Below are 23,050 nucleotides of genomic sequence, written 5' to 3'. Positions count from 1 at the left end.
TGGTTCTCCGTCGAGCTCAATCCCGGCTTCGGATAAGAACCAGCCGCCTCTCGTAGCCCAACTGAGTGCCGGACATTCGGTTGGGGCGGCCGGCTACCTCGGTGGTGATAGAAAGTATAAATAATTAGTTGGCGGCTAAGTGAAATCACGAGGGTGTCGTGTCGCTTGCAAGGCGAACGCCGCCGACGGTCATGTCCCAGTTTTAAGTATGCGATGGTATGTGGAATAGATTGGGGCGTCTAATGGCTGATATTCATGAGCGGTATCGTAACGCTGATTGTCGCGCTGTTTGCTGTCGCCAAATATCTCCATGTCAACTGAGTTTTCACGGCGAACTTGCAGCTGTCTGACGCTCACTTCACGCCGGTCAGGCAGAATTTTCCTGCCCGTATTGAAGCGGTGCGCCCCAACTGGAAGTAAGGAGATTTATCATGTGCGATAATAGTTGCAATTGTGCGGGATCAAAGCAGCCTTCACGTACTAATATGGAAGCTATCGGCGCCCTCAAGAAGCAAGCTGAGACGAAATTTCAGTCGAAGTTGGCGGCTAGCGATGTGCGGGTGTCGTTGTTGGACGCACGGGGCAATCCTGCGCTGGAAATTCTCAGTGACAACCCATCCGATAAGCGTAGCTTGCTGATTTTCCAGCGGCTTGGGAGCTTTGGCGGTCTCGAGATCGAACTTAAGAAGTTCGACATTTTGTACCCGAAGGCTGACGTCGTTCTATGGTTCAAGTTCGATCCGCTAGACAACGGGGTTTTCAAGGTTGAAGGCACCATTACAATTCACTGCGACGACGTTACGAAGCCAGGCAGCTGCAACGTGACCATTGACCTCGGGAAGACGGCGAAAGAGATCCGCCCGTTGATAAATTGGGATTGTCTTAAGAATTGCGCGCCCCAATGTATTTCCTGTGGTGGCGACTGGCAGTGCTGGCTGGGCTGTGCCGGCGGTTGCATTATTCAGTGCCTTTGAACCCGAACGAAGGGAGGGCGAACACGCATTCGCCCTTCTTCGTACGAGCGCGCCGAATACGTGTTGGTTGATGGCCGCCAACCAATCGCGCAGTCATGGTGATGGTGCACTCTTCTACCAACGCCTCTAACCCTCACGCATCCCAGCCTTGCGCAAACTGCCCGTCGTGCTACTCGGCCGCAAAAAATCCCCTTGCGCCGTCGGGCAAATCAGCTCCACATCTCCGGCCATCCCGCCCGCACTGAGAGGGGCGTATCGCGATCGTCACGGGACGTTGCGGCGGGGAGCGGTGGCCGCGGGGCGACGCAGCATCTCATGGAGGTGCGGACGAACGTCGTTTTGCGGACGGTCAAGCCGTGTGGTCCCGACACCCCGACGCTGGTGTCTTGGTCGGCGACGATGTCGATGACGGGGGCAAGCAAGCCGGTCCCCAGGGAGAGCCCGGAGCAGCCGTTCAAACCATTGCGCAGGGAAGGCCGGGTTGTTTCCGGCTGAGCCTGTGGTTCCTGCCCCGTGCATTTTTTCCGCACGGGGGCCATGGGTGCCAGTCGGCACTCGGCCTTCCCTGCGCCCTCTCAATTCAAGAGGACGCCAGACTGCAGCAGAGCTCGGGCCTGACAGGTCGCGAGATCGCGGTGGCATGGGCGTCAGTAGCTGCGACGAGCGCAGGCTGTTTGACAGGGTTGATGGGAAATCAGAGAGCGCGGCTCAAGCGAGACTTGGGGGGCTCAAACGTCCGGCTTCGCCAAGAGGCTTCGCCGGACACGCTTCGCCCTGCGGGCTACTCGCGCGGCTGCGCCACGCGTAGCCCGCAGGGCGAAGCGTGGTGCCCCTGGCCGGAATCGAACCAGCACTCCTTGCGGAACTCGATTTTGAGTCGAGCGCGTCTACCAGTTCCGCCACAGGGGCATTCGCCGGGCCTGTGCAGGAACCATAGCGAAGCGGGCGGACTATAGCGGGCGGTCGGGCCGGGTCAACCCGCACGGACGTGATGGGCGCGCATCTCGACAGCTTTCGCGGGCCGGAGTAGGAGCCGGAACGGCCCGGCATGGGACCGGAGGCAGCCCCGTTCGGGAGGACCGATGACCAATACTTCTGTGATGGCGCGCCCTGCGGCGGGGAGCATGAGCCCGGCGGTGGCGGCGGCGCTGCTCGCGGCCGGCATCGCGGCGGCGGCCTTGGCCGGCGCCTGGTACATGCAGCTGGTCTGGGGCCTGCAGCCCTGCGAGCTCTGCCTGAAGCAGCGCTGGGCCTATTATGCGATCGTCCCGCTCGGGCTGCTGATCGCGCTCGCCGCCAAAGGCGGCGCACCGCGCGCGCTGGTGCTCGCGGGGCTCGGCGTGGTCGCGCTGGCCGCGCTCGGCAATGCCGGGCTCGGCGTCTATCATTCCGGGGTCGAATGGGGCTTCTGGCCGGGCCCGACCGAATGCACCGGGCCGATCGGCAATCTCGGCAGCGCCGGCAGCCTCCTGGAGCGGCTCGACAGCGTCAAGGTCGTGCGCTGCGACGAGGTGCAATTCCGCTTCCTCGGCCTGTCGCTTGCCGGCTACAGCGTGCTGATTTCGCTCGCCATCGCCGCCATCGCCGGCTGGGGCATCACCCGGAAGCGCGCCTAGTCGTCGACATCCTCCTGCGGCCGTCCGAACAGATGGACGATGCCGGGGGTGGCGATGGTGACGAACACGAAGCGCGACAGGTGATGCGCGCCGACGAAGATCGGGTCGATGTGCAAGGTCAGCGCCAGCGCCATCATCGCGTCCATGGCGCCGGGCGCGAACGCGACGATGGTGTCGGAGAAGCGCACATGCGTCACCAGCACGATCACGGTGACGAACAGCGCCGAGATCGCCACCGCGATCGCGAACGAGCCGAGCGCGGCCCTGATATGGCCGACCAGGGTCTTCACCCGCATCCGGGCGAAGCGGCTGCCGATCAGGGCGCCGATGCCGACCAGCGCCACGCCGCGCATCCATTCCGGCAGGCCGCCCTCGACGAGGCCGGTGCCGTGCAGGACGCCGCTGGCGACCATCGCACCGAACAGCCAGCTCGCCGGAAACTTGATGAGCTGCATCAGCATCGCCGCGACCAGCGAGGCCACCAGCAGTGCGAGCAGGCCGAGCGGCGAGGCGACGCTCTGGCCGAGCGAGATCGGCGCGGCCGGTGCGACGCCGGCCACGGCCAGCACCAGCGGCAGCGCCGCCGTCAGGATGATCACCCGCAGCGTCTGCACCACGGCGATCGCCGGCAGGTCGGCGCCGCGCTCGACCGCGAGCATCGTGATCTGCGACAGCGCGCCGGGACTGCCGGCGAGCAGCGCCGAGGTGCGGTCCCAGCCATGGACGCGCTGCAGATAGAGGCTGGAGCCGAAGGTCGAGCAGAACGTCGCGAGCGCCAGCAGGCCGATGGTCACCGGATAGGCGCTGACATGGTTGATCAGCTCGCGCGAGACGACGGCGCCGATCGAGATGCCGAGCAGCAGCAGAACGGTTTGGGTCAGGATCGGCGGCATCGCCAGCGGGCGGCCGGCGATCGCGGCGATCGCGGTCGCGATCATCGCGCCGGAGATCAGCCCGCCGGGCAGATGGGCGACGAGGAAGATCAGGCCGCCGGCGGTGCCGAGCACGAGGGTCTCGATCGCGCTCAGGGTCTTGGCGCGGCTCGGCAGGTCGAAGGGGAGGGAGGAGATGATCTGGCGCACGCCGCCTTATGCCAAAAGCCGCCTGCGCGAACAATTCCCGCCGTTGCGCAGGCGCCATGCGCGCATGCGTCCGCGGGCGCCGGTCATTTCGGCTTGTCCGGCGTCGGCAAGGGAGCGGGCACGGGTGTCGTCGCGGCAGCCGCCGCCGCCTTGTCGCGCTTGCAGGCCGAGCGGAATTTGCCGCGTGCCTTGCCCTTCAGCCCCTGCTCGTCGGCCTCCTTGGAGCAGGCGATGGAAATCGTCCGGCGCGCAGCCTTGTCCAGGGTGGCGAACTTGTCGGTGGCGGCATCGGGCCGCGCCGGCAGCGTCAATCCGGGTTGCGCGCGGGCGGGGCCCGCGGCCGACAGGGTGGCCATTGCGATGGCCGCAATCGCCGCCCGGGCAGTTACTCTCATGCTGAAGTCCTCGAACGAAAGGCATGGTGCGATGTCCGGCGATGCTGAACCCGCAGTGAATGGAATGAGCCGGATCGCCGCGCGAGGCAAATTATATTTTCGCGCGGCCACGCTCCCGCCTGCTTTGTCGGTCGCAGGCGTCTCGCTAGAATTACCGTCCCATTCAACATGCTCCACAGGGAGATCTGGGATGAGTTTTCACGCAAAATCATTGGTTGCTTCATCACTCGCCACGCTGGCCGTGATCGGCCTCGCGACGTTCGCCGCGGCGCCGGCGCAGGCGCTCACCGCGCAGGAATGCAGCGCCAAGTACAAGCAGGCGAAGGAGGCCGGCACGCTGGGCGGCCAGAAGTGGAACGACTTCCGCAAGGCCCAGTGCGGCAGCGATGCCACCGCGGCCGCGGCACCGGCGGCTCCGGCCGCACCCGCGGCCGAGGCCAAGCCGGCCAAGGAGGCGAAATCCGACGCCAAGGAGGCCGCTCCCGCGCCGACCGGTCCCGCCGTGTTCCCCAACGCGGTGGACCCGAAATACGCCAAGGAGAAGCCCGGCAAGGCGCGGCTGCAGACCTGCGTCGATCAGTACAATGCCAACAAGGCGACCAACGCCAATGGCGGCCTGAAGTGGATCCAGAAGGGCGGCGGCTACTACAGCGAATGCACCAAGAAGCTGAAGGGCGCTGCCTGATCCGGATTGACGTGACGTTGCCGGCGGGCCGGGGGCATCATGCGGCCGGCCGCCGCTCTCGACGCCATGCATCGCCGCGAGACCGCCGGCCGGACCGGGCTCAACGCCGGTCGCGCGGCGGTCCTCGCCGGTGGCGGGGCATTACTGCTCCGGTGATTTTGGGGCTTGCCTTCCGGTGCGGGAAATGACCCTGCTCTCGCCATGATCTCTGCTGTCCAAGGTATGCTCGGCCTGGTTTGCGGCGCGATGGTCGGGTTCTCGCTCGGCCTCGTCGGCGGCGGCGGCTCGGTGCTGGCGGTGCCGCTGATGGTCTATGTCGTCGGCGTGCCCGAGCCGCACATCGCGATCGGCTCGAGCGCGATCGCGGTCGCCACCAACGCTGCCATCAATCTCGCCAATCATGCGCGCGGCGGCACCGTGATCTGGCCGATCGCGGCGCTGTTCGCAACGGCGGGAATCGTCGGCGCCTTCACCGGCTCGCTGCTCGGCAAGATGGTCGATGGCCAGAAGCTGCTGGCGCTGTTCGCGCTGGTGATGATGGTCATCGCCATGCTGATGCTGAAGACGCGCGCCCGCATCGGCACCCCCGATGTGAAGATGAGCATGGCCAACATCCCGGCGATCGTCGGCTTCGGTCTCGCCACCGGCACGCTGTCCGGCTTCTTCGGCATCGGCGGCGGCTTCCTGATCGTGCCGGCGCTGATGGCTGCGACGGGCATGCCGATCATGAATGCGGTGAGCTCGTCGCTGGTCGCGGTGACGACCTTCGGGCTTACCACCGCGGCGAGCTATGCGTGGTCAGGGCTCGTCGCCTGGGATCTCGCCGGACTGTTCATCGCCGGCGGGATCGTCGGAGGTCTTGCCGGCACGCGCCTGGCGCGCCATCTGTCCGAACGGCGCGGCGCATTGAACGTGGTGTTTTCGGTCGTGATCGCGGTGGTGGCGCTGTACATGCTGACACGCAGCCTGCTGCATATCTGGAGCTGACCTCAATGAAGCGCGTCCCCTCGACTGCGATCATCTCCGCCAGCAGCCGGCGTGACGTGTTGACGCTTCTTGGCGCAGCCGCGGCGCTGTCCTTGTGGCCCGGCGACAGTCGCGCCGAGGATGCCGATGAGCCCGACGAGGGCGCGGTGCTGCGCGATCCCGATGCGCCGGTGCTCGGCAATGCCGCGGGCGACATCGCGATCGTCGAATGGTTCGACTACAATTGCCCGTATTGCCGCAAGCTCGATCCCGAGCTGCAGCAGGTCATCCATGATGATGGCAAGGTGCGCTGGGTTCTCAAGGAGTGGCCGATCCTCGGGCCGACTTCGGTGGTTGCTGCGCGGATGGCGCTGGCCTGCAAATATCAGGACAAATACGCCAGGGCGCATGACGCGCTGATCGGCGTCAGTTCGAAGCTCACCGAGCCGCGCATCGACGAGCTGCTCGCTGAAGCCGGCGTTGATATCGACCGCGCCAAGCGCGACCTCGCAGCCAACGCGAAGGCCATCGACGCCATGCTGGCGCGCAACGACAAGCAGGCGCGGGGATTGCGTTTCCGCGGCACGCCGTCCTTCATCGTCGGCAAGTTCAGGGTGCCCGGCGTGCTGACCATGGCGCAGTTCGAGCAGGTCATCGCCGACGCGCGCAAGGCCAAGGCGGCCAACTAAGGCGGCCAACTAGCTGGCAAAGCAAAGGCGCCTCGACCGAAGCCGAGGCGCCCTGAAAACGAAGCGTCGTGCGCGTTACTTCGACGAGATGCGAACCCAGTCGTCATGCGCGCGGGTCTTGAGCGAATTCCAGCTGTCCGCCGCGACGTCCCAGTTCACGATGGTCCGGCGCGACTGCGCGCTCGGTCCGTTGGCGACCTCCGAGGTCTGCATCGAATCATGGATGTAGACGCCCAAACCCAGGATGAGGGCCCCCAGGATCATTCCCACGAATGTCCGCATGTCATGTTCTCCAGTGTGACGGCCAACAACGCCGCGGTCGAAACTTGGTTCCGCGCTCGCCGCGGTCCCGGTCCACCGCGATCAGGACATCCTAACTGCGCGATTTTTCAGGCCGCGATTCCGGCGACGAGGTGACGAGATTGAGGGCTTTCATCTCGTCGGGCTTGAACGTGAACAGCTGGTCATGCGGCGTCTCCATCGCATGCACCCAGACCTTCAGATCGATGCCCATCGCGGCGAGGTGGCGCTGGCATCGCGCCGAGATGTTCTGCGCAAGGCTCATGTCGTCGCCGGACCTCACGGTGGTCCCGGACGTGGGGACTGCGGCGATCTGATGCACGCCGATGATTGCCCGTTCGCCGGCCCGGCGCTCGACGCCGCCGGCGAACACCAGCGGGCACGACGACGCGCAATATTTTCCCGCCTCCACTTCGGTTGTGAATTTCCGCGCGCGGATCAGTCGCCCCATCGCCAGCGCGTCGGCGACGGAGCCGCCGGGCGAGTTCAACACGATCGTCCGGATATATTCGCCATGACGTTCGACTGCGTCCGCGAAGCTGCGCGCGCTGCCGGGCGTGATCGTGCCGATCGCGAACAGCCGGCCGCCGCCGCGCAGCTCGAACTGAATCGGCTGCTGCAAGGCACGATCGCCCTGCGGCAGCGGCATCAGCCGCTTCATCAGGGGCGCCAGCACCGATGGTGATTCGGCCGGCATGTCTGGCGCGTCGCGCCGAATGTCGAGCTGAGACGGGGCCGCATCCGATGGCGCCTGTGGAGCATTCAGCTCGAGCAGGTCCGCCGCGAGAACTGCGACGGTGACGACGAGGATGCTGCGGAAGACCCAACGCAGAATGCTCTCATCGGGATTGTCCGCGAGCCAGGCATGGACGCGTCGGTTCAGCGCCGAAGCCACGGGACTACTTTCCAAGCCGAGCCGACGACAGCGACGTCACGTTCTCATCCGCCGCGGCCGGCGCCGGCTCGATGGCTGGCGCGGAAGGCTGCTCAGCAGGCGTTTCGGCAGGCCGTCGCTCGGCCGCCCGCCTGGCATCCTCGACCTCGCGCGCGATCTGCAATGCGGTGACCAGATCGCTGGCCGTCAGGCTGGAGGCGCTCACGGCGGGCAGGCCCTCACGGCGGATGGCGGCATGGACGACGCAGAGGATCAGCACCAGCACCGCCGGCATCAGGTCGATCGAGATCGCGCCCGCCCAGCTCGGGATGAAGTCGCCGGCGTAGCGCAGCACGGCTTCGGCGGGCGACAGCGTCTGGAACCGGGTCGGCTCGATCCGCGGCAGCGCCAGGATCTTGTCGGCGGCGTCGGCGAGCGAGGCGGCCTGCGTGGCGATCGCGCCCTCCACCTTGCCGACGACGGCGGTCTGGCGCTCGGCCAGGTCGCCGCTGCGTCCGCCCGGGGCAGGCGCGATGAATCCGGCCGACAGCGACGTCGCGGCGCGCTTCACCGCAGGGGCCACCGAGGTCTGCTGCAGATTGGCGATCACGCCCATCAGGTTGAGCGACTCCGTGGCGAAGGCATCGCTGCGCGTTGCGATCGGGCCGCGGTCGGAGATCAGCTCGCGCATCCTGGCGAGGCTCTTGCCGCCCTGCTCATAGAGAGCGGAGACGCGCTTGCCCGACTCCTGGACCTGCTGGCCCAGTCCGTCGAGCTGCGTCGACATCTGCGCGAGAAGCTGGACCACGGTGCCCGATCCGGAGGTGCCGGTGAGCGAGCCCGCGCGTTCGGCGTCCGCCAGCTTGGCGAAGCGGGAGGAGGCGAGCTGGATGTCCGGCAGCAGGCTTTGCGCAGCGATGGCCTGGCTGTTGGCCCGGTCGAGGTCGCGCGTGTAGTTCTGCACGGTGATCGCAAGATGCTGCTGGATCGCGGCGGCGCCGGCCAGCGCCGAGGCATTCAGCCAGGACGACATCGCGACGATCATCAGCGAGCCCAGCAACATGCAGCCGGCCATCATCAAGCGCCCGATCGTGCTGGTGACGTGCGGCATGAACTGCATCATGAACACCCAGAAGGCGTAGATGCCGACCGAGACCGCGACCGAGTAGATGACCGCCGCAAAGAACACCGTGGTCGGACTGCCGTTGAGCAATTCGCGGACGCCGAGATAGGTGTAGACGCCGGCGGCCAGCGCCAGGATCGCGGTCGTGAGCTTCAGCGTCACTTCGAGACGGCTGACGCCATTGGCGAGCACGACGGAGGTGGAGGAGCGGGCGGAGGAGACTTGCGCGACGGACGCAGGAGACGAGGGCATCAGCGGCGAGGGCATGAGCGGACCTTCGGCGGCCTCATGGCCGCCCGTATGCAGCGCCCCCGCTGTATGGCCGAGCAGAACCAGTGCGGACAAAATCCGCCGACATTGTGTCGGCGGCATTACCGATCAGCCATGTCGTCGGGAGACGCTGGCTCAGCGCATCAGCCAGCGCAGCAGCTCGACATTGGCCTCGCGCGGATAGCAATGGCTGAGATCATCGATCTCGCGATAGGCGACATCGGCGCCCGCCTTGGCCAGGGCGTCGGCGGTATGCCGCGCGATCTCGACCGGGAACATCCAGTCGAGCTGGCCGTGCACGATCTGGATCGGCAGCCCGCGCAGACGGTCGCGGTCGGCGATCTCAGCCATCAGCGGATGGAACGTCGCGGCCACCGGCGCAAGGTGCGTGAACGGCGAGCCTGCGGCCAGTCCGCTGACGTAGCAGAACGTGCCGCCGTCGCTCATCCCGGTCAGCAGCATGCGGGTGGGATCGATCGCGACGCGGCTGCGGACGAGGTCGAGAATGCGCAGCAGGTTCGGCGTATCGGCGTCTTCGCCCATCAGCGCCCAGGTCGGTCCGGCCGCGGTGGGGGCAACCAGGATGGCGCCGAGGCTGCGCGCGGCCCGCAGCCAGCTCCAGAGGAAGTCGCGGCCGTTGCCGCTGCCGCCATGCAGCGCCATGACCAGCGGCCAGGCCCGGTCCGCCGTGTAGTATTCCGGCACATACAGCGAGAAGCCGCCGCGATTGCCGATCTCGTTATGGTCGTGAAACACGGCGTCCTTGCCTGCAGAGGACGTGGCCAGCAACCGGCGCAGCCCGTCGTCGCCGTCGACGGCGGGATCGAGGAAGAATTCGCTCAGCGGCGGCAGCGTCGCGGCGAGCGGAAACAGCGCCTCGAGTGCGCGCGGCAATTGACGCAGGGCCCTGAACACGTCGACCAGGTCGCCCTCGCCGCGCTGAACGGCGCGCAGGCCGGCAAACGACATCAGCGCGGCGTCCGCTGCGGTGTCGAAAGCGATACGGATATGGGCGAAGTCCGCCGGCCACGACGTGAGATGAATCCGCGCCGTGTGCAGCGCCTGCTCCGGATCGCCGACATCAGCCATCACGCGATCGAAATCCGGCGGATTCAGGTAGCGCGCGACGTAGGACAGGGCTTCGAGCGTCTGCAGCAGTGGCGGCAACACGATGAGAATGTCATCCACCACGGCATCCGTCATGCAGGTCTCCTTGATACGCGAACCGCGGGTCTGGCCGTCTCGTCTGTTTGCCGGCGAGCGCTGTCATGCAACGCAAAATCGGCCGTCCGGGCAATGACCATTTTCCGAACGCGTGTTCGCTCCGCGAAGCCGCAATCTCGCGATGCGGCTCCCGCAAGTCAACATGGTGCGGACGTTGCCGTCGCGCGTGACAGGTGAGTCGCGCGCGAATACACGCGCAGACGATAGTTGATTGACAAAATTCGGGCGCGATGTCGCACTTGGTGAGAGCCGACGGCGCAGCGGAGGGTTCCTCATGGATCACCGCCCTGGGTCAAAACTGCCGATCGGTTGCCGAGGGGGGATTCGCATCATGACCAAGTCGCCGTCGGCCGCGTTGATCAACGCGGTGCTCGCCATGGACGTCTACAACAGAGGCGTCAACCCGACGCTCGTGGTCAATTTCAACCGTATCGGGAGCTATGAGCTGTTGGCGGCGAGCGTGACGTCGACCGCCGACAATTTCGAGGCCGCGACCTATCAGCTCGCGGGCGATCCATCGACGCGGATCATTTCGTTTCGCGGCACCGACAGTCTCGCCGACGTGCCGTCGTGGCTCGGCGGCGCCGGTCTGGCTGGCTGGCCGACGCAGTTCCCGGATGCGGAGTCCTACTACAAGACATGGGCGACATCGAACGTCTCACTGACCGGACATTCGCTCGGTGGCGGACTTGCCGGCTACATCGCGGCGCTCAACGACAAGGTGGCCTATGCGTATGACGCGATGCCGTTCGAATTCGCGGCGGAAGTCCGCTACGACCAGTTGCACGGCTTCTGGGGCGCGCTGACGTCGCACCCGGTCGACCGCTATTCCGACATTCACATGGTCTCCCTTTCTGGCGAGATCCTGCAATATGTGCGGGCAGCGGCGCCGGTGCTGGAAGCGCCGCTGGCGCTGCTGCAGCTCGGACCGGTCGCCGGCGCGCTCGCCATCGCCCATGCTGCGATCGGCATCTCGTCCGAGCAGAAGACCGTGCTCGGCGCGGGCACAGATCTCGGTCTGGATCCGGTCAGCCTGCACTCGATCGCGCTGCTGACGATGATGCAGTGGGCGAGCGACAACGGTGCCCAGGATTGGAAGAAGGCGGCGGCTGTGCTGCTGGCGCCGCTGGAGGATGACGCGATCGCTTCGGCGGTCGGCATTCCCACGGCCGGTTTGAGCGGCGAAGGCGCGCCGTCCGACAAGATGAAGGACATGATCGCCTATTCGACCGTCACCGATGCGAGCGGCTACGGCAACAGCGCCGTTCAGGCCCTGTTCAATAGCGGCGGCGTGCTCGGCAACAGCGTCAGCGCCGACACCGCGGCGACCTACCTGAAGAACGGCGGGGTCGAGAAGGCGCTGGCCGAGATCGTGGTGGAATATTCGGCGCTGCTGGCGCAGAACCACGACGAGGTCACGGCGACGCCCGGCGTGATCGGCCATGAGCACGGCATTTTCTATCAGGATACGGCCAACAACCTGCTGGTTGCGGATCTGTCGTCCGACCTGTGGTCGCACACCGACACCGGATCTACGGTGGACATCCTCGGCAAGCTCGCGCTGATCGATGCGGTTGCGAGCTTCGAGGGCGATGACGCCAACCTGATCGACATGGCGATCGGCGTGCTGTGGGGCGGCAAGACCGACAATCTCGACTGGCTCAGCGCGGCGCTGAGCGATGCCGCGACCTCGGTCGCGGTCGATCCGGTGCCCGGCGCGATCATTGCCGCCTCCGACGGTGCGCTGCTGATCGCCGGCGGCGGCAACGACACGCTGGCGGGTACCGCCAATGACGACCTGCTGATCGGCGGCGGCGGCAGCGACGTGCTCAAGGGCGGGGCCGGCGACAACATCCTGGTCGGCGGCGTCGGCGCCACCTACGTCTATGCGCCCGGCGACGGCAACGACGTCATCATCAACGGCGTCGCCTCGCTGTCGAAGCCGACCGGCACGCTCGATTTCGGAACGGCCTACACGGCCGACAATTTCTGGTTCGTCAAATCGGGCAACGATCTCGAGATCGACATTCTCGGCACCCATCAGCAGGTCACCGTCGCCGACTGGTTCCTTGGCGGCTCCTATCAGCTGCAGGAGATCAAGGCCGGCGGTCTCGAGATCGATACCCAGGTGTCGCAGCTCGTGCAGGCGATGGCGACCTACGCCCAGGCGCATCCGGCCTTCGATCCCACGGTAGCATCACAGTTGCCGACGGATGCGCAGCTGCACGACCAGATCGCCGCGGCCTGGCACGTCAACGCGTGAACGCAGGCCCGCGGCCGCCTCAGTGCAGCCGCGGCGCCTTGAGCAGCTTGGCGCGGTCGGTCGAGGCGATGGTGACGTCGAAGGTGACGCCCTCATGGTGCACCGTTAGCGGCACGTCGACGCCGGCTGCGCCGAGCGCCCAGAGCTTGCGATAGAACTCGCTCTGGCTCGTCACCTTGTCGCCGTTGATGCCGAGGATCACGTCGCCCGCCTTCAGCTCGGCGCGGGCGGCCGGGCCATTGTCGGAGACGCCGATCACGACGACGCGATCGTCGACCTCGGTCGCGTACATGCCGAGCCAGGGGCGTGCCGGCTTGTTGACGCGGCCGAAGCGCCTGAGATCATCGATGATCGGCTTCAGCAGATCGATCGGCACGACCATGTTGACGTGCTCGTCCTTGCTGTCGCGCTCGCGCTCCAGCTGGAGCGACCCGATGCCGATCAGCTCGCCCTTGGCCGAGAGCAGGCCGGTGCCGCCCCAATTCGGGTGGGCGGGGTGGGTGAAGATCGCCTCGTCCAGCAGATATTCCCAATAGCCGGCGAATTCCTGCTTGGCGATGATCTGGCTCGCGACCGATCGCGTCCGTCCGCCGGCGCCGCCGAGCACGACGTGATCGCCGACCTTGGTTGCCGCCGACGAGCCGAGCGGCAGCGCGGGCAGGTCGAGCGACCCGAGCGCCTGCACCAGCCCGAAGCCGGTGGTGAAGTCGAAGCCGAGCACATGGCCCTCGACCACGCGTCCGTCATTGGGGTGCAGCCAGACGGATTCGGCCTCGGTGATCAGGTAGCCGATGGTCAGCACCAGCCCGTCGTCGATGACGACGGCATTGCCGGCACGCTCGGTCCCGAGCGTTTCCGCGCTGAAGGCGTCGGACGGAATGATGGCATGCAGGCCCACGATCGAGGACAGGGCTTGATCAAGATCGTATTGATAGTCTTCGGCGCGAGGCTGGAAGGCGGAGGGCACTTTCCATTCGGTCAAAGAAGGCATTTCGTTCTCCTGCTCTGTCGATACGCCCGGATGTATCGACCAAGCTTCTGCTTCGTGTCGCGTGACGGCCACAGCGTGAACGCGAGCTTAACATCTTTGGGCGGCTGCGCCAGTTCCGCGGGCCCCGCGCCGGCGCTGGGAGGAACTGCCCGTGCCGACTACCCGCGGCCGCAGCCCCTGCCGATCAGGGGCCAGACCAGCCACGCGCCGGCAGCATACAGGCTGCCGACAGTCGAGGCTCCGGTTCTGGCCGCGATGTGGAAACGTCCGGCATCGAGCAAGGCTCCATCGGAGGCGACGATCGCCGAGATCATACGGTCGGACGGGCCGAACACGACCACCGCATCCGGCTTGATCACCAGGGCCATGGCAGCCATGCCCGCAAACCAGGCGAGGGCAACGGCCAGCACGCCCTTCAAGGGAAGGGCGCGGGACGGGGGAGGCCGGTCAATAGTCGTAGGCATGCTCGAACGTATATCCCGCGGCTTCGAAACGGCCGATGTCCTGAACCAATGACCGCACCGGTACGTCGACGCCGATGCGGCGGGCACCGGGACGCGACTGGATCGGGACGCTGAATATAGGCAGCCCATCGAAAGCTGCCAGCCGTCCGTCGCCCGGCGGCACCATGATCGTGACCAGCATGCGATGGTTGCCCGCGACCTCGCCGAGCCCGGCGCCGTCATGACGGCCGAGCTCCTTGGCGAAAGCATCGAACTTGGCGTAGCGCTCGGTCTCCACCAGCACGCCCTTCATGCCTTTGGCGTCCGTGACCTCACGGATCACCTTCACGCCCGGCATGACTGCAAGCTCGGCGGCAGGCAGGCCGGTGACGACGCTCTGGATGGCCAGCACGGCCGGATCGTAGCCCGCCGCATAGCCGATGACGGCCGCATAGGCGGCGCGCCCGGCATATTGCAGGCTGAGCGAGACGCGCCGCTCCACGGCGCGGAACGACGGCACGAAGGGCGTCTCGCGCCAGAACTGATCGAGCTTGGCGACGAAGGGATAGCGATACCAGGGGGTCTGATACAGGAATGCCGCGTAATCCTTCAGCAGAGCGAGGTTGAAGACGTCCTCTGCCGTCTTGACGCCGTCCGTGGTCTCCCAGCTGATCGCCCCGATGCTCTTCTCGTAAGCGCCCTGCAACGCCATCTCGGCGGTGAAGCTGAAGCCGATGATGTAGTTCGTCAGCTTCTGCTCCGAGGTGGCGGGACCGGAGCCGGCCGCCTGGCGCGTGGCCCGGCACAGGCTGCGCCAGAAGCCGGAGACGCTCGATAGATAGTGGAAGTCGGACTCCGAGGCCTGCCCGGTCACCGCAGCGAGGTCGGCATAGGCGTGGACGATGTACCATTCAGGAAAGGTCAGGAAGCTGTCACCCTGCGACCTCGCATAGGCGGGATCGGTGATGCCGAAGTCGGAGTTCACCACCGGGGTCGGGACGTCGGCCACGCAGACCGTCTCGACGCTGATCACGGTGGTGGCAATGCCGATCGCCGTGGCTGCCAAGACGACGCCGAGAAGATACAGCGCTTTGCGACGCAGGCTCATGCGACGGCAGCCTGTCTACGCCACGGCGACCAGCCGACCGCGATGCCGATCGCGCCGAGCGCGAGATGCGGCAGGCTGGAGAGGACCTTCACCAGCCACGAGGTGTCGCGGATGCCGTCGATGACGATCGAGAGGTCGAGATAGCCCGAGCCGGTGAAGACGCCCATCACGCCGTCCAGGAAATACAGCGAGCCGAACACGCGCAGGAAGAACACCGCGCTGCGGCGGGTCAGCATCGCCGCCAGCGCCCACAGGCCGGAGACGACATGCAGCGCATCCTTGTAGATGTCGAGCTGGAACAGGCCGAACACGCGGCCCTGCGCATCGATGAAGGCAGGGATGTAGTCGGTCGCGGCCGCGAATAGCAGCGCCACGGCGAGCGCGAGCGCGGCGATGCGATAGCGGTCCAATGCGAAGCCGTCTGCTGCTGATGTATTCATGCGAAATAGGCGTCCCACATCGCGTTGCGGAACAGGAGGTTCGGATCATACTGCCGCTTGGCGGCGACGAAACGCGCGGCCGCCGGATAGGCCTTCTCGACCTGGTCGCGGCGGGCATGCAGACGATAGGGCAGATAGAACGCGCCGCCAATCGCGGTGATGCGGTCGATCAGCGCTTCGGTCGTCCGCAGCATGTCGATCTCGCCTTCGGGCGAGGTCGCCTGCGAGAACGACATGACGGCTGCGATCCGGCGCACCGGCGCGATCGTGAGCGCGGGTGTCTTGTCCTCGGCGACGTAGCGCAGGGTGACGTTGAGGAATTCGGCGCGCGCTTTGGGAATGATCTCGCGGCAGGCGGTGAGGAACTCGCCGAACCGCTCCGGCGCCACGAAATATTCGTGCAGGATGTCGGTGCGGTGCATGTCCTTCTGCGCCAGATTGGCGACCGGCTCGGCCATCAGCGAGTTGCGGGTGTAGCGGCTGTCGGAAATGGCGGGGCCGAGCCGGGTCTCCATGAACCAGCGCAGGCCCTTGGCGACCTCCCATCCGGTCTGGGCGCGATAGATCGTGTTGGCGACGCCGGTGAGCTTGCCGGAGCTCACGGCCGCGGGCAGGGTCGCCGGAGCATCGGGGGCGGGGCGGAAGGTGACGAGCAGGGCGTCGTCGAAGAACGCCTTGCGCGACACTGACATCCGTCCATAGGCCATCTTCACATTGGCGTCGCCATCGATGTTGCGTGTGAACTGCTCGGCGAATTTCTCCGGCGCCATGCGCTCGAAGCGCGGCTCGAGCAGCAGGTTCGGCACCATCTCGACCTCGAGATCGACGATGAGGCCGAACAGGCCATAGCCGCCCATCGCGAGCCCGAACAACTCGGCATTCTCCGTGCGCGAGCACTGCACCAAGGTGCCGTCGGCGAGCAGCATGCGGATCGATTTCACCGTCGAGCCGAACGGGCCGTACGGCACCGGCCAGCCATGGGCATTGACGCAGAACGTGCTGCCGACGCCGAAATCGCTGTTCGACTGCATCACGGCCGGCGAGAAGCCCTTGGGATCGAGCGCGGCGATCACGTCCCACCAGCGGTTGCCGGCCGCGGTCCGATAGGTCTTTGCCGCCGTGTCGAGCTCGATCGCGCCGCCGTCGAGCGTGATTGCCGTGCCGTCGCGCGGCAGGCTCTGGCCGCCCATCGAATGCCGGGCCACGGCCGCGGTCACCGGACGTTTCGCGGCCGCAGCCTCCTTCAGCTCGGCGCGCAGCCGCGCGATCAGATCGTCGGTGGCGGGCTTGCGGATCACCACATGCTTCGCAACCGGCGTCGGGTTGAGCCGGCTGGCGTCGTTGAGGATGGTGCGCAGCTCGGCCCGCGCCCGCGGCATCCGCGCCAGGGGCAGCGCCGCGGCCGTGGCTGCGGCGCCCAGAAACCGTCGTCTCGACATCATGGCGCGGACTCTCCTTCCCCTGACGGAGTCTACGCCGGCATCGTAAACGTTCGAAAAATTTCCGTGCGGTCAGTCTGCGGCCGGTCGTGCCCGGGTGGGTGCGAGACGGAAGTCGCGGCCATCCTTGATCCATTCCGCGCGCTCGTCGCGCAGCAAGGTGCGGCGCACCTTGCCGGAATCGTCGCGCAGCATGGTGTCGACCAGCTCGTAGCTCTCCGGGTGCTTGTAGCGGCTCAGCCGGTCGGCGAGGAACGCGCTCATGCCGTCGACAATAGCCTGTGCGTTCCTGGCCCGGTCGATCTCGACGATCGCATGCACGCGCTGGCCGAGTTCCGGGTCGGGCAGGCCGACCACGACGCAGGAGCGGATGTCGGGATGCGCCATCAGCGCCGCCTCGACCTCGGCCGGATAGATGTTGGCGCCGCCGCGCAGGATCATGTCGGCGAGGCGGTCGCCGAGATAGAGGTAGCCGTCGGCATCGAGCCGGCCGATGTCGCCGAGCGACTCCCAGCCGTCGGCGCGCCGCTTCGGCTCGGCGCCGAGGTAGTGATAGGTGCTGCCGGCGCCATCGGCCGGCAGGAAGTAGATCTCGCCGCTCTCGCCCGGCGGCACGTCGTTGCCTTGGGGATCGAGGATGCGCAGTTTGCAGGACTCGTCGATCTTGCCGACCGAGCCCTTGTGCTCAAGCCATTCGGTGCCGGAGATGACGGTGCGACCCTGGCGCTCGGTGCCGCCATAGAGCTCGTAGACGCGCTCCGGCCCGAGCCACTCGATCCATTTTTCCTTGAGCCATGGCGGCATCGGCGCGGCCATGTGGAACACCATCTTCAGGCTCGACATGTCGTAGCTGTTGCGGACCGCCTCCGGCAGCGCCCAGATCCGGTGCATCATCGTCGGCACGAAGTTGACCCACTGGATGCGCTGCGCCTGGATCAGCCGCAGCGTCTCCTCGGCATCGAACTTCACCATCCCGGTCAGGCTGCCGCCGGCGAACAGCGCGTAGTGCGACACGATGAACGGCGCGTTGTGATAGAGCGGTCCGGGATTGAGCAGCGATGCGCCTCTGGGGATTCCGAGCGGCGGCTCGGCGGCGGTGTCGGTCACCGCCGGCTGGTGATCGAGGATCACCTTCGGTCGTCCGGTCGAGCCACCCGAGGTCATCGCCTTCCAATAGCGCGACACCGGCGCGGCGAGTGGCGCGTCGGAAAAGCCCTCGGGCATGAAATCGGCCGGTAGCGCGTTCGGCGCATTCCAGTCGGTCTCGCCCCCGACGACCAGCGACGGATTGAGGATCTCGAGCACCGCGGCGGCCTCGCCGCGCGGCAGCCGCCACGACAGCGACGTCGGCGTCGCGCCGCATTTCCACACCGCGAAGCTGGTCTCGAACAGCGCATTGCCGTTGGGCAGGCCGATCGCGACGAAGTCGCCGGGCTTCACGCCCTTGGCCGCGAAGGCGCGCGCACGCGCATTGGCGCGGCGCTCGAGCTGCTCCCAGGTCAGCGTATCGGTGCCGTGCCGGACCGCGACGCTATCCCTGGGTTTGCGCTCCGCATACCAGCGCGGCACGTCGGCCATCGGAATCAGCATCCATTCCTCCACATCGTCGGCCGCCTCGCTCGGGCGCCCGTTCTTGGTCTGCGGCTCGGGCCGCCGACGTCAGTGACGAGAGGTGTTGTGCCTCAACCGAACCGGGTCGTCCATACGCGCGCGGCGCCAGGTTTCGGATGGCAGTTCTGCGAAATGGCGCTGATACGCATGAGGCAGGAGTGAAAGGCTGGAAGCCGTGACGCAGGTGGACTGATAATTCCGTCACGCGGATCGTAAGACGGTCGAGGTCGCGCCACGGGGAACAGGTCAGGCATCGCACCGAACGGCGCGGCGATAAGAACCTTTGCAGCCGATCTTCATTGTCGCTCGCGGGGTCCAACGGACAGGAGCTCCCATGCACGCTCAACAGATGATCGAAACCCACCCGCACGTCCGCGGCCGAGTCGACGATGCACTCGTCCGCTGCATCGAGGAGTGCTACTCCTGCGCACAGATCTGCACCTCCTGCGCCGACGCCTGTCTCGGCGAGGACAGCGTCGCCAGGCTGACGCAATGCATCCGGCTCAATCTCGATTGCGCCGACGTCTGCAACGTCACCGGCCGGCTTGCCACGCGGCGTACGGGCTCCGACCAGGAGATGATCAGTCGCATGCTCGAGGCCTGCGCGGCGGCTTGCCGGCGATGTGCCGAGGAGTGCGAGAAGCACGCCAAGATGCATGCCCATTGCCGGATCTGCGCCGAGTCCTGCCGTCGCTGCATGAACGCCTGCGAGGAGGCGGGACGCAGCACGACGCACTGAGAGGCCGGTTGCGGCGCTGCTCCATCGAAGAATGGAGGCCCATTAAAAAGACAAAGGCCGGGCGCGAGGCCCGGCCAGTCCGACCATGGCGACCGGATTGCTCCAGTCCTGAGAACGCCATCGCAGACAATCGATCGGTCAGCCGCCGTTCAGCTTCGTGGTCAGGGTCGTGAAGATGCCTTCCAGGGTGAGTCCGAGCTTGTTGAGTATGGTGATGATCGCAAGGGCGATGCCGGCCGCAATCAGGCCGTACTCGATCGCGGTTGCGCCCGATTCATCCTCGTAAAATTTGAGAAGCAATTTCCTCATTAATTCCCTCCGCCGTCCAACGACAGGACCGCCGGACGATGTCCGCGAAACTACGGAATGGAACCTAAGGTAGTATGAACGAGGTCGAGCCAAGTTTCGCAGCTGTGCCGTTCATGTCGAAAATTCCAGTTGCAACATGGTCCACTGCACGCGAACGGGATCATGGCGGCACACCGGCTGCGCGCAGCGCCTCCGCATAGGTTGTGGCGAGCGTCCCGGCCGGAAATGGGATCCGTTCGAGGAACTCGGACACCGTGAGATGCGGTTCGAGGCTCAGAAGCTGACGGGCGACGTCGCCGGCGCGCGCCATCTCTCCGTTCCTGACCAGGGCGACGATCAGGACGCGAAGCGCGACGGCGAAACGCCGGTTCTGCGCCAGCGCGATCTCCGCCCATTGAATGGCGGCAGCGCGATCGTCCTCCGCCACCGCGCAGATCGCCAGCGCTCCGGCTGCGAACCATCCCCGCGGATCGCGCGGGTTCAGCCGCCGCGCCCGTTCGATCATCGCGCGTCCCGCAGCCGTGTGTCCGGCCATGATCTCGATCCAACCGCTCAAGGTCAGCGCCATCGCCGAGTTCGGGTTGATCACAAGCGAGCGGCGGAACAGCTCTCGTGCCGGGGCGATGTCCTCGGCCATGTTCCAGATCGCGAAGGCCGCCATCCACAGCACCTGCGCGTCACTGGGCGCATGCTCGCACGCCTGCCACGCCCGCGCCACGGCAGCCGTGCGATAGTTCTCGTCCGGCGCGCTCCAGCCCTGGAAGTGGCGCAGCGCCTGGCAATAGGCCCAAGCCGCCATCGCGGGTGCGCAGGCGGGATCGATCGCCAACGCCTGGTCCAGACAGACGATCGCCGCAGCGAGGCTGTCGGGCGTGAAGGCGTCACGCAGGCTGGCGGCGCGCAGCAGCAGGTCGTAGGCGTCGGGATGCAGCGGCGGCGTCGCCCGCCGCCGCTCGCCTTCCGCCAGTTCGAGCGTCGGTTCGATCGCGGCCACGATGCTTTCGGTGATGCGGTCCTGCAGCGCGAACACGTCGTCCAGCTGACCGTCGAAGCGCTCCGCCCATAGATGCGCGCCGGACGCCGCATCGATCAGCTGCCCGTTGATGCGCAGGCGGGACCCTGCGCGGCGCACGCTGCCTTCGAGAACGTAGCCGACGCCGAGCTCGCGTCCGACCGCCCGAATATCGACGGCCTTGCCCTTGTATATGAAGGAGGAGTTGCGGGCGATCACGGCGAGGCCGCTGCAGCGGGACAGCGCGGTGATGATGTCCTCGGCCATGCCATCGGCGAAATAGTCCTGCTCCGGATCGCCGCTCATGTTGGTGAACGGCAGCACGGCGATGGCGGGGCCGTCGAACGCGGGCGCGGCCGACACCGCCGGCGTCTGCACCGCTTCGGCCTGCTCACGGACCTCGCCGACGAAGCGGACACCCTTGCGAGGAATGGTGCGGATGAGGCGCTGCGCCTCGCCGCTGTCGCCGATCGCGCTCCGCGCCGCGCTGATGCGGCTCGCCAGCGTCGCCTCGGAGACGATGCGGCCGCCCCACACCTCGGCGAGGATGTCGTCTCGGCTGACAACGCGGTCCCGCGTCTTGATCAGGAACGCGAGCAGGTCGAACACCTGCGGTTCCATCGCGATCAGGCCGCCGCCGCGGCGCAGCTCGCGGCGGTCGGGATCGAGCACGAAATCGTCGAAGCAATATACCACATGCACCGTCCTGGCCGCCGGCTTCACCTTCGCGTCACGCGATCAGCAAAATCAAGCCGGCCTCAAGGAAAAATCAATGCCTCCTCCAAGCGCCGCGCGGGCGCAAGGCGCACAACAACGGCACATCGGAACCAGGAGCCTCTGCCATGCCGACCGTTCTTCGCCCCAGCCGCCGCTGCTTCCTCACCCTTGCCGGAACCGCCGTTGCGGCCCTTCAACTCGGCTCCAGCGCTGGGCAGGCGCAGGGCTTCAAGTCGGCGTCGAAGCTGCCGGAGATCCGCCCGGGGGCGGGGACGTCGCTCGGACCGATCAAGCAGGTCACGGCCGGCGAGGTCAGCATCGGCTATGTCGAGACAGGTCCAGCCGATGGGCCCGTAATCATCCTGCTGCACGGCTGGCCGTACGACATCCACAGCTTCGCCGACGTCGCGCCGGCGCTGGCCGCGTTCGGCCATCGCGTCATCATTCCGCATCTGCGCGGCTACGGCACGACGCGGCTGCTGTCGCCGTCCGCGTTGCGCAGCGGCCAGCCGGTCGCCGTCGCCGCCGACATCGTCGCGCTGATGGACGCGCTTGCGATCAGGATCGCAACCCTCGCCGGCTACGACTGGGGCGCGCGCACCGCCAACATCATCGCGGCGCTGTGGCCGGAGCGGTGCAAGGCGATGGTCTCGGTCAGCGGCTATCTGATCGGCAGCCAGCAGGCCGGCCGCATGCCGCTGCCGCCGGCCGCCGAGCTGCAATGGTGGTATCAGTTCTACTTCGCGACCGAGCGCGGCCGCGAGGGCTACGACAAGAACCGGCGCGACTTCGCCAGGCTGATCTGGCAGACGGCCTCGCCGAAATGGACGTTCGACGACGCCACGTTCGCGCGCAGCGCCGCCGCCTTCGATAATCCCGATCACGTCGACATCGTCGTGCACAATTATCGCTGGCGGCTCGGCCTCGCGCAGGGCGAGGCGAAATACGATGCGCTGGAGGCGAAGCTCGCGACCTTTCCTGACATCAGCGTCCCCACCATCACGATGGAGGGCGATGCCAACGGCGCGCCGCATCCGGCGCCAGAAGCCTATGCCAGGAAGTTCACCGGCCGCTACGAACACCGGCTGATCACTGGCGGCGTCGGCCACAACCTGCCGCAGGAGGCGCCGCAGGCGTTTGCGCAGGCGGTGCTTGACGTGACGGCGAGCGCGTAGCGCCGACGATCTCAGGCGGGAGCGCGTTGCTTTTCTTGGCGTTGCAGCCACGTCTCGCGCCGCACGATCCATTGCTCGGAGCGGGTCTCGCCATTGTGGTGCGCGACCTCGATGAAGCCGACGAACTCGGCGCCCGTCTTCTGCTTGACCCGCCGTGACGCGATGTTGCTCGCGACGTTGCAGACGGTGAACTGATCGAGGCCGAGCGGACCGAAGGCGAAGTCGTTCACGGCGGCGACCGCCTCGCTCATCAGCCCGCGATTCCAATAGGGCTCGGCGAGCCAGAAGCCGCGATGGCCCTTCGTCGAGTCCATGCGCGGCCGGAAGTAAATGTTGCCGATGGCCTCGCCGTCACCGTCGCGCAGCGCAAGCACCCATTGATACAGCTCCTCGCCGGTCGCGATCCTGTCGAGCTGCAGCCTCACGAAGGTCTCGGCGCCGTCGGGAGGATAGGGCCACGGAACGACGGCTGCGAGGTTGCGGATGACGTTCCAGTTGTTGAAGCCACGCTGGATCGCCGGCGCATCGGCGAGCGACAGCGGCCGCAGGATCAGACGGGCGGTCTGCAACGTGGGCGTGAGCATGACGCCATGTTGTCGTTTACC

At 66.5% G+C, this 23,050-nt stretch carries 23 protein-coding genes and 1 tRNA gene; 8 read left to right on the top strand and 16 right to left on the bottom strand.

Annotation, left to right across the window (positions count from 1 at the left end):
* Positions 1–431 precede the first annotated feature (431 nt).
* A complete protein-coding gene (locus ACQR2C_RS17760; RefSeq protein WP_434881737.1) occupies positions 432–974 on the top strand; it encodes a hypothetical protein in 543 nt (180 codons plus the stop codon).
* An 824-nt stretch (positions 975–1,798) separates the two neighbouring features.
* On the opposite strand, the gene ACQR2C_RS17755 is transcribed toward ACQR2C_RS17760, so the two are convergent.
* Positions 1,799–1,883: transfer RNA gene (locus ACQR2C_RS17755), tRNA-Leu, on the bottom strand.
* Between the two features lie 173 nt (positions 1,884–2,056).
* On the opposite strand from ACQR2C_RS17755, the gene ACQR2C_RS17750 reads away from it, so the two are divergent.
* Positions 2,057–2,590, top strand: a complete 534-nt coding sequence (locus tag ACQR2C_RS17750) for a disulfide bond formation protein B (protein ID WP_315804559.1) — start codon at positions 2,057–2,059, stop codon at positions 2,588–2,590.
* On the opposite strand, the gene ACQR2C_RS17745 is transcribed toward ACQR2C_RS17750, so the two are convergent.
* Entirely contained in the window at positions 2,587–3,672 is a 1,086-nt protein-coding gene (locus ACQR2C_RS17745) for an AbrB family transcriptional regulator (protein ID WP_434881736.1), read from the bottom strand. The two genes, ACQR2C_RS17750 and ACQR2C_RS17745, sit on opposite strands and share 4 nt — an antisense overlap.
* 83 nt (positions 3,673–3,755) lie before the next feature.
* Complete coding sequence (locus ACQR2C_RS17740) at positions 3,756–4,067, bottom strand: PsiF family protein (protein WP_316237131.1); 312 nt, start codon at positions 4,065–4,067, stop codon at positions 3,756–3,758.
* A 190-nt stretch (positions 4,068–4,257) separates the two neighbouring features.
* Between ACQR2C_RS17740 and ACQR2C_RS17735 the strand changes: the two genes are divergently transcribed.
* The 3 genes from ACQR2C_RS17735 (at position 4,258) to ACQR2C_RS17725 (ending at position 6,407) form a co-directional block, all read left to right on the top strand.
* Positions 4,258–4,752 (top strand): hypothetical protein, encoded by a 495-nt coding sequence (locus ACQR2C_RS17735; protein WP_315804556.1) that lies wholly within the window; start codon positions 4,258–4,260, stop codon positions 4,750–4,752.
* 201 nt (positions 4,753–4,953) lie between these two features.
* Positions 4,954–5,739, top strand: coding sequence for a sulfite exporter TauE/SafE family protein (locus tag ACQR2C_RS17730; protein WP_434881735.1), 786 nt, complete (start codon positions 4,954–4,956; stop codon positions 5,737–5,739).
* Positions 5,740–5,744: 5 nt separating this feature from the next.
* Positions 5,745–6,407, top strand: a complete 663-nt coding sequence (locus ACQR2C_RS17725) for a DsbA family protein (protein ID WP_434881734.1) — start codon at positions 5,745–5,747, stop codon at positions 6,405–6,407.
* A 75-nt stretch (positions 6,408–6,482) separates the two neighbouring features.
* On the opposite strand, the gene ACQR2C_RS17720 is transcribed toward ACQR2C_RS17725, so the two are convergent.
* The 4 genes from ACQR2C_RS17720 to ACQR2C_RS17705 form a co-directional block, all read right to left on the bottom strand.
* Positions 6,483–6,689: a hypothetical protein gene (locus tag ACQR2C_RS17720; RefSeq protein ID WP_315804553.1), complete on the bottom strand. Its 207-nt coding sequence runs from the start codon at positions 6,687–6,689 to the stop codon at positions 6,483–6,485.
* Positions 6,690–6,780: 91 nt separating this feature from the next.
* Positions 6,781–7,602, bottom strand: a complete 822-nt coding sequence (locus ACQR2C_RS17715; RefSeq protein WP_434881733.1) for a hypothetical protein — start codon at positions 7,600–7,602, stop codon at positions 6,781–6,783.
* A 4-nt stretch (positions 7,603–7,606) separates the two neighbouring features.
* Positions 7,607–8,971: a hypothetical protein gene (locus ACQR2C_RS17710; protein WP_434881732.1), complete on the bottom strand. Its 1,365-nt coding sequence runs from the start codon at positions 8,969–8,971 to the stop codon at positions 7,607–7,609.
* 138 nt (positions 8,972–9,109) lie between these two features.
* The gene (locus ACQR2C_RS17705; RefSeq protein WP_434881731.1) at positions 9,110–10,177 is read right to left on the bottom strand and encodes a phospholipase; all 1,068 of its coding nucleotides are present in this window, start codon (positions 10,175–10,177) and stop codon (positions 9,110–9,112) included.
* Positions 10,178–10,529: 352 nt separating this feature from the next.
* Between ACQR2C_RS17705 and ACQR2C_RS17700 the strand changes: the two genes are divergently transcribed.
* Complete coding sequence (locus tag ACQR2C_RS17700) at positions 10,530–12,461, top strand: calcium-binding protein (protein WP_434881730.1); 1,932 nt, start codon at positions 10,530–10,532, stop codon at positions 12,459–12,461.
* A 19-nt stretch (positions 12,462–12,480) separates the two neighbouring features.
* On the opposite strand, the gene ACQR2C_RS17695 is transcribed toward ACQR2C_RS17700, so the two are convergent.
* The 6 genes from ACQR2C_RS17695 to ACQR2C_RS17670 all read right to left on the bottom strand — a co-directional run bounded on the left by ACQR2C_RS17695 (position 12,481) and on the right by ACQR2C_RS17670 (position 18,472).
* Positions 12,481–13,452 carry a S1C family serine protease gene (locus ACQR2C_RS17695; RefSeq protein WP_315804549.1) on the bottom strand — a complete coding sequence of 324 codons (972 nt, stop codon included), beginning with the start codon at positions 13,450–13,452 and terminating at the stop codon, positions 12,481–12,483.
* Between the two features lie 158 nt (positions 13,453–13,610).
* Positions 13,611–13,916 carry a hypothetical protein gene (locus tag ACQR2C_RS17690; protein WP_315804548.1) on the bottom strand — a complete coding sequence of 102 codons (306 nt, stop codon included), beginning with the start codon at positions 13,914–13,916 and terminating at the stop codon, positions 13,611–13,613.
* Positions 13,900–15,003, bottom strand: a complete 1,104-nt coding sequence (locus ACQR2C_RS17685) for a hypothetical protein (RefSeq protein WP_434881729.1) — start codon at positions 15,001–15,003, stop codon at positions 13,900–13,902. Before ACQR2C_RS17685 ends, ACQR2C_RS17690 begins: the two co-directional genes overlap by 17 nt.
* Positions 15,000–15,443, bottom strand: coding sequence for a DUF4383 domain-containing protein (locus ACQR2C_RS17680; protein ID WP_315804546.1), 444 nt, complete (start codon positions 15,441–15,443; stop codon positions 15,000–15,002). Before ACQR2C_RS17680 ends, ACQR2C_RS17685 begins: the two co-directional genes overlap by 4 nt.
* Positions 15,440–16,885 carry an FAD-binding oxidoreductase gene (locus ACQR2C_RS17675; protein WP_315804545.1) on the bottom strand — a complete coding sequence of 482 codons (1,446 nt, stop codon included), beginning with the start codon at positions 16,883–16,885 and terminating at the stop codon, positions 15,440–15,442. Before ACQR2C_RS17675 ends, ACQR2C_RS17680 begins: the two co-directional genes overlap by 4 nt.
* Before the next feature lie 69 nt (positions 16,886–16,954).
* A complete protein-coding gene (locus ACQR2C_RS17670; protein ID WP_434881728.1) occupies positions 16,955–18,472 on the bottom strand; it encodes an AMP-binding protein in 1,518 nt (505 codons plus the stop codon).
* Positions 18,473–18,827: 355 nt separating this feature from the next.
* On the opposite strand from ACQR2C_RS17670, the gene ACQR2C_RS17665 reads away from it, so the two are divergent.
* Positions 18,828–19,232, top strand: coding sequence for a four-helix bundle copper-binding protein (locus ACQR2C_RS17665; protein ID WP_315804543.1), 405 nt, complete (start codon positions 18,828–18,830; stop codon positions 19,230–19,232).
* Positions 19,233–19,370: 138 nt separating this feature from the next.
* On the opposite strand, the gene ACQR2C_RS17660 is transcribed toward ACQR2C_RS17665, so the two are convergent.
* Together ACQR2C_RS17660 and ACQR2C_RS17655 are read right to left on the bottom strand one after the other, a co-directional pair.
* On the bottom strand, positions 19,371–19,541 hold the full coding sequence (locus tag ACQR2C_RS17660; protein WP_315736183.1) for a Flp family type IVb pilin: 171 nt from the start codon (positions 19,539–19,541) through the stop codon (positions 19,371–19,373).
* 160 nt (positions 19,542–19,701) lie between these two features.
* Positions 19,702–21,249, bottom strand: coding sequence for a winged helix-turn-helix domain-containing protein (locus ACQR2C_RS17655; protein ID WP_434881727.1), 1,548 nt, complete (start codon positions 21,247–21,249; stop codon positions 19,702–19,704).
* Positions 21,250–21,395: 146 nt separating this feature from the next.
* Here ACQR2C_RS17655 and ACQR2C_RS17650 point away from each other — a divergent pair, with 146 nt between their 5' ends.
* Entirely contained in the window at positions 21,396–22,445 is a 1,050-nt protein-coding gene (locus tag ACQR2C_RS17650; RefSeq protein ID WP_316237122.1) for an alpha/beta fold hydrolase, read from the top strand.
* 11 nt (positions 22,446–22,456) lie between these two features.
* On the opposite strand, the gene ACQR2C_RS17645 is transcribed toward ACQR2C_RS17650, so the two are convergent.
* On the bottom strand, positions 22,457–23,029 hold the full coding sequence (locus ACQR2C_RS17645; RefSeq protein ID WP_434881726.1) for a GNAT family N-acetyltransferase: 573 nt from the start codon (positions 23,027–23,029) through the stop codon (positions 22,457–22,459).
* Between the last annotated feature and the right edge of the window lie 21 nt (positions 23,030–23,050).

The sequence above is a fragment of the Bradyrhizobium sp. HKCCYLRH3061 genome, from assembly GCF_051168015.1.
Taxonomy (GTDB): Bacteria; Pseudomonadota; Alphaproteobacteria; order Rhizobiales; family Xanthobacteraceae; genus Bradyrhizobium.
The sequence above is the reverse complement of the archived record's forward strand: the minus strand, read 5'-3'. Positions and strand labels throughout refer to the sequence as shown.

Coding starts and splice junctions, on each gene's coding strand:
- ACQR2C_RS17730 (WP_434881735.1), top strand. CDS start 4,954: ATGATCTCTGCTGTCCAAGGTATGCTCGGCCTGGTTTGCGGCGCGATG.
- ACQR2C_RS17735 (WP_315804556.1), top strand. CDS start 4,258: ATGAGTTTTCACGCAAAATCATTGGTTGCTTCATCACTCGCCACGCTG.
- ACQR2C_RS17645 (WP_434881726.1), bottom strand. CDS start 23,029: ATGCTCACGCCCACGTTGCAGACCGCCCGTCTGATCCTGCGGCCGCTG.
- ACQR2C_RS17675 (WP_315804545.1), bottom strand. CDS start 16,885: ATGATGTCGAGACGACGGTTTCTGGGCGCCGCAGCCACGGCCGCGGCG.
- ACQR2C_RS17740 (WP_316237131.1), bottom strand. CDS start 4,067: ATGAGAGTAACTGCCCGGGCGGCGATTGCGGCCATCGCAATGGCCACC.
- ACQR2C_RS17690 (WP_315804548.1), bottom strand. CDS start 13,916: ATGCCTACGACTATTGACCGGCCTCCCCCGTCCCGCGCCCTTCCCTTG.
- ACQR2C_RS17665 (WP_315804543.1), top strand. CDS start 18,828: ATGCACGCTCAACAGATGATCGAAACCCACCCGCACGTCCGCGGCCGA.
- ACQR2C_RS17720 (WP_315804553.1), bottom strand. CDS start 6,689: ATGCGGACATTCGTGGGAATGATCCTGGGGGCCCTCATCCTGGGTTTG.
- ACQR2C_RS17750 (WP_315804559.1), top strand. CDS start 2,057: ATGACCAATACTTCTGTGATGGCGCGCCCTGCGGCGGGGAGCATGAGC.
- ACQR2C_RS17650 (WP_316237122.1), top strand. CDS start 21,396: ATGCCGACCGTTCTTCGCCCCAGCCGCCGCTGCTTCCTCACCCTTGCC.
- ACQR2C_RS17660 (WP_315736183.1), bottom strand. CDS start 19,541: ATGAGGAAATTGCTTCTCAAATTTTACGAGGATGAATCGGGCGCAACC.
- ACQR2C_RS17705 (WP_434881731.1), bottom strand. CDS start 10,177: ATGACGGATGCCGTGGTGGATGACATTCTCATCGTGTTGCCGCCACTG.
- ACQR2C_RS17760 (WP_434881737.1), top strand. CDS start 432: ATGTGCGATAATAGTTGCAATTGTGCGGGATCAAAGCAGCCTTCACGT.
- ACQR2C_RS17670 (WP_434881728.1), bottom strand. CDS start 18,472: ATGCTGATTCCGATGGCCGACGTGCCGCGCTGGTATGCGGAGCGCAAA.
- ACQR2C_RS17695 (WP_315804549.1), bottom strand. CDS start 13,452: ATGCCTTCTTTGACCGAATGGAAAGTGCCCTCCGCCTTCCAGCCTCGC.
- ACQR2C_RS17700 (WP_434881730.1), top strand. CDS start 10,530: ATGACCAAGTCGCCGTCGGCCGCGTTGATCAACGCGGTGCTCGCCATG.
- ACQR2C_RS17725 (WP_434881734.1), top strand. CDS start 5,745: ATGAAGCGCGTCCCCTCGACTGCGATCATCTCCGCCAGCAGCCGGCGT.
- ACQR2C_RS17680 (WP_315804546.1), bottom strand. CDS start 15,443: ATGAATACATCAGCAGCAGACGGCTTCGCATTGGACCGCTATCGCATC.
- ACQR2C_RS17685 (WP_434881729.1), bottom strand. CDS start 15,003: ATGAGCCTGCGTCGCAAAGCGCTGTATCTTCTCGGCGTCGTCTTGGCA.
- ACQR2C_RS17710 (WP_434881732.1), bottom strand. CDS start 8,971: ATGCCCTCGCCGCTGATGCCCTCGTCTCCTGCGTCCGTCGCGCAAGTC.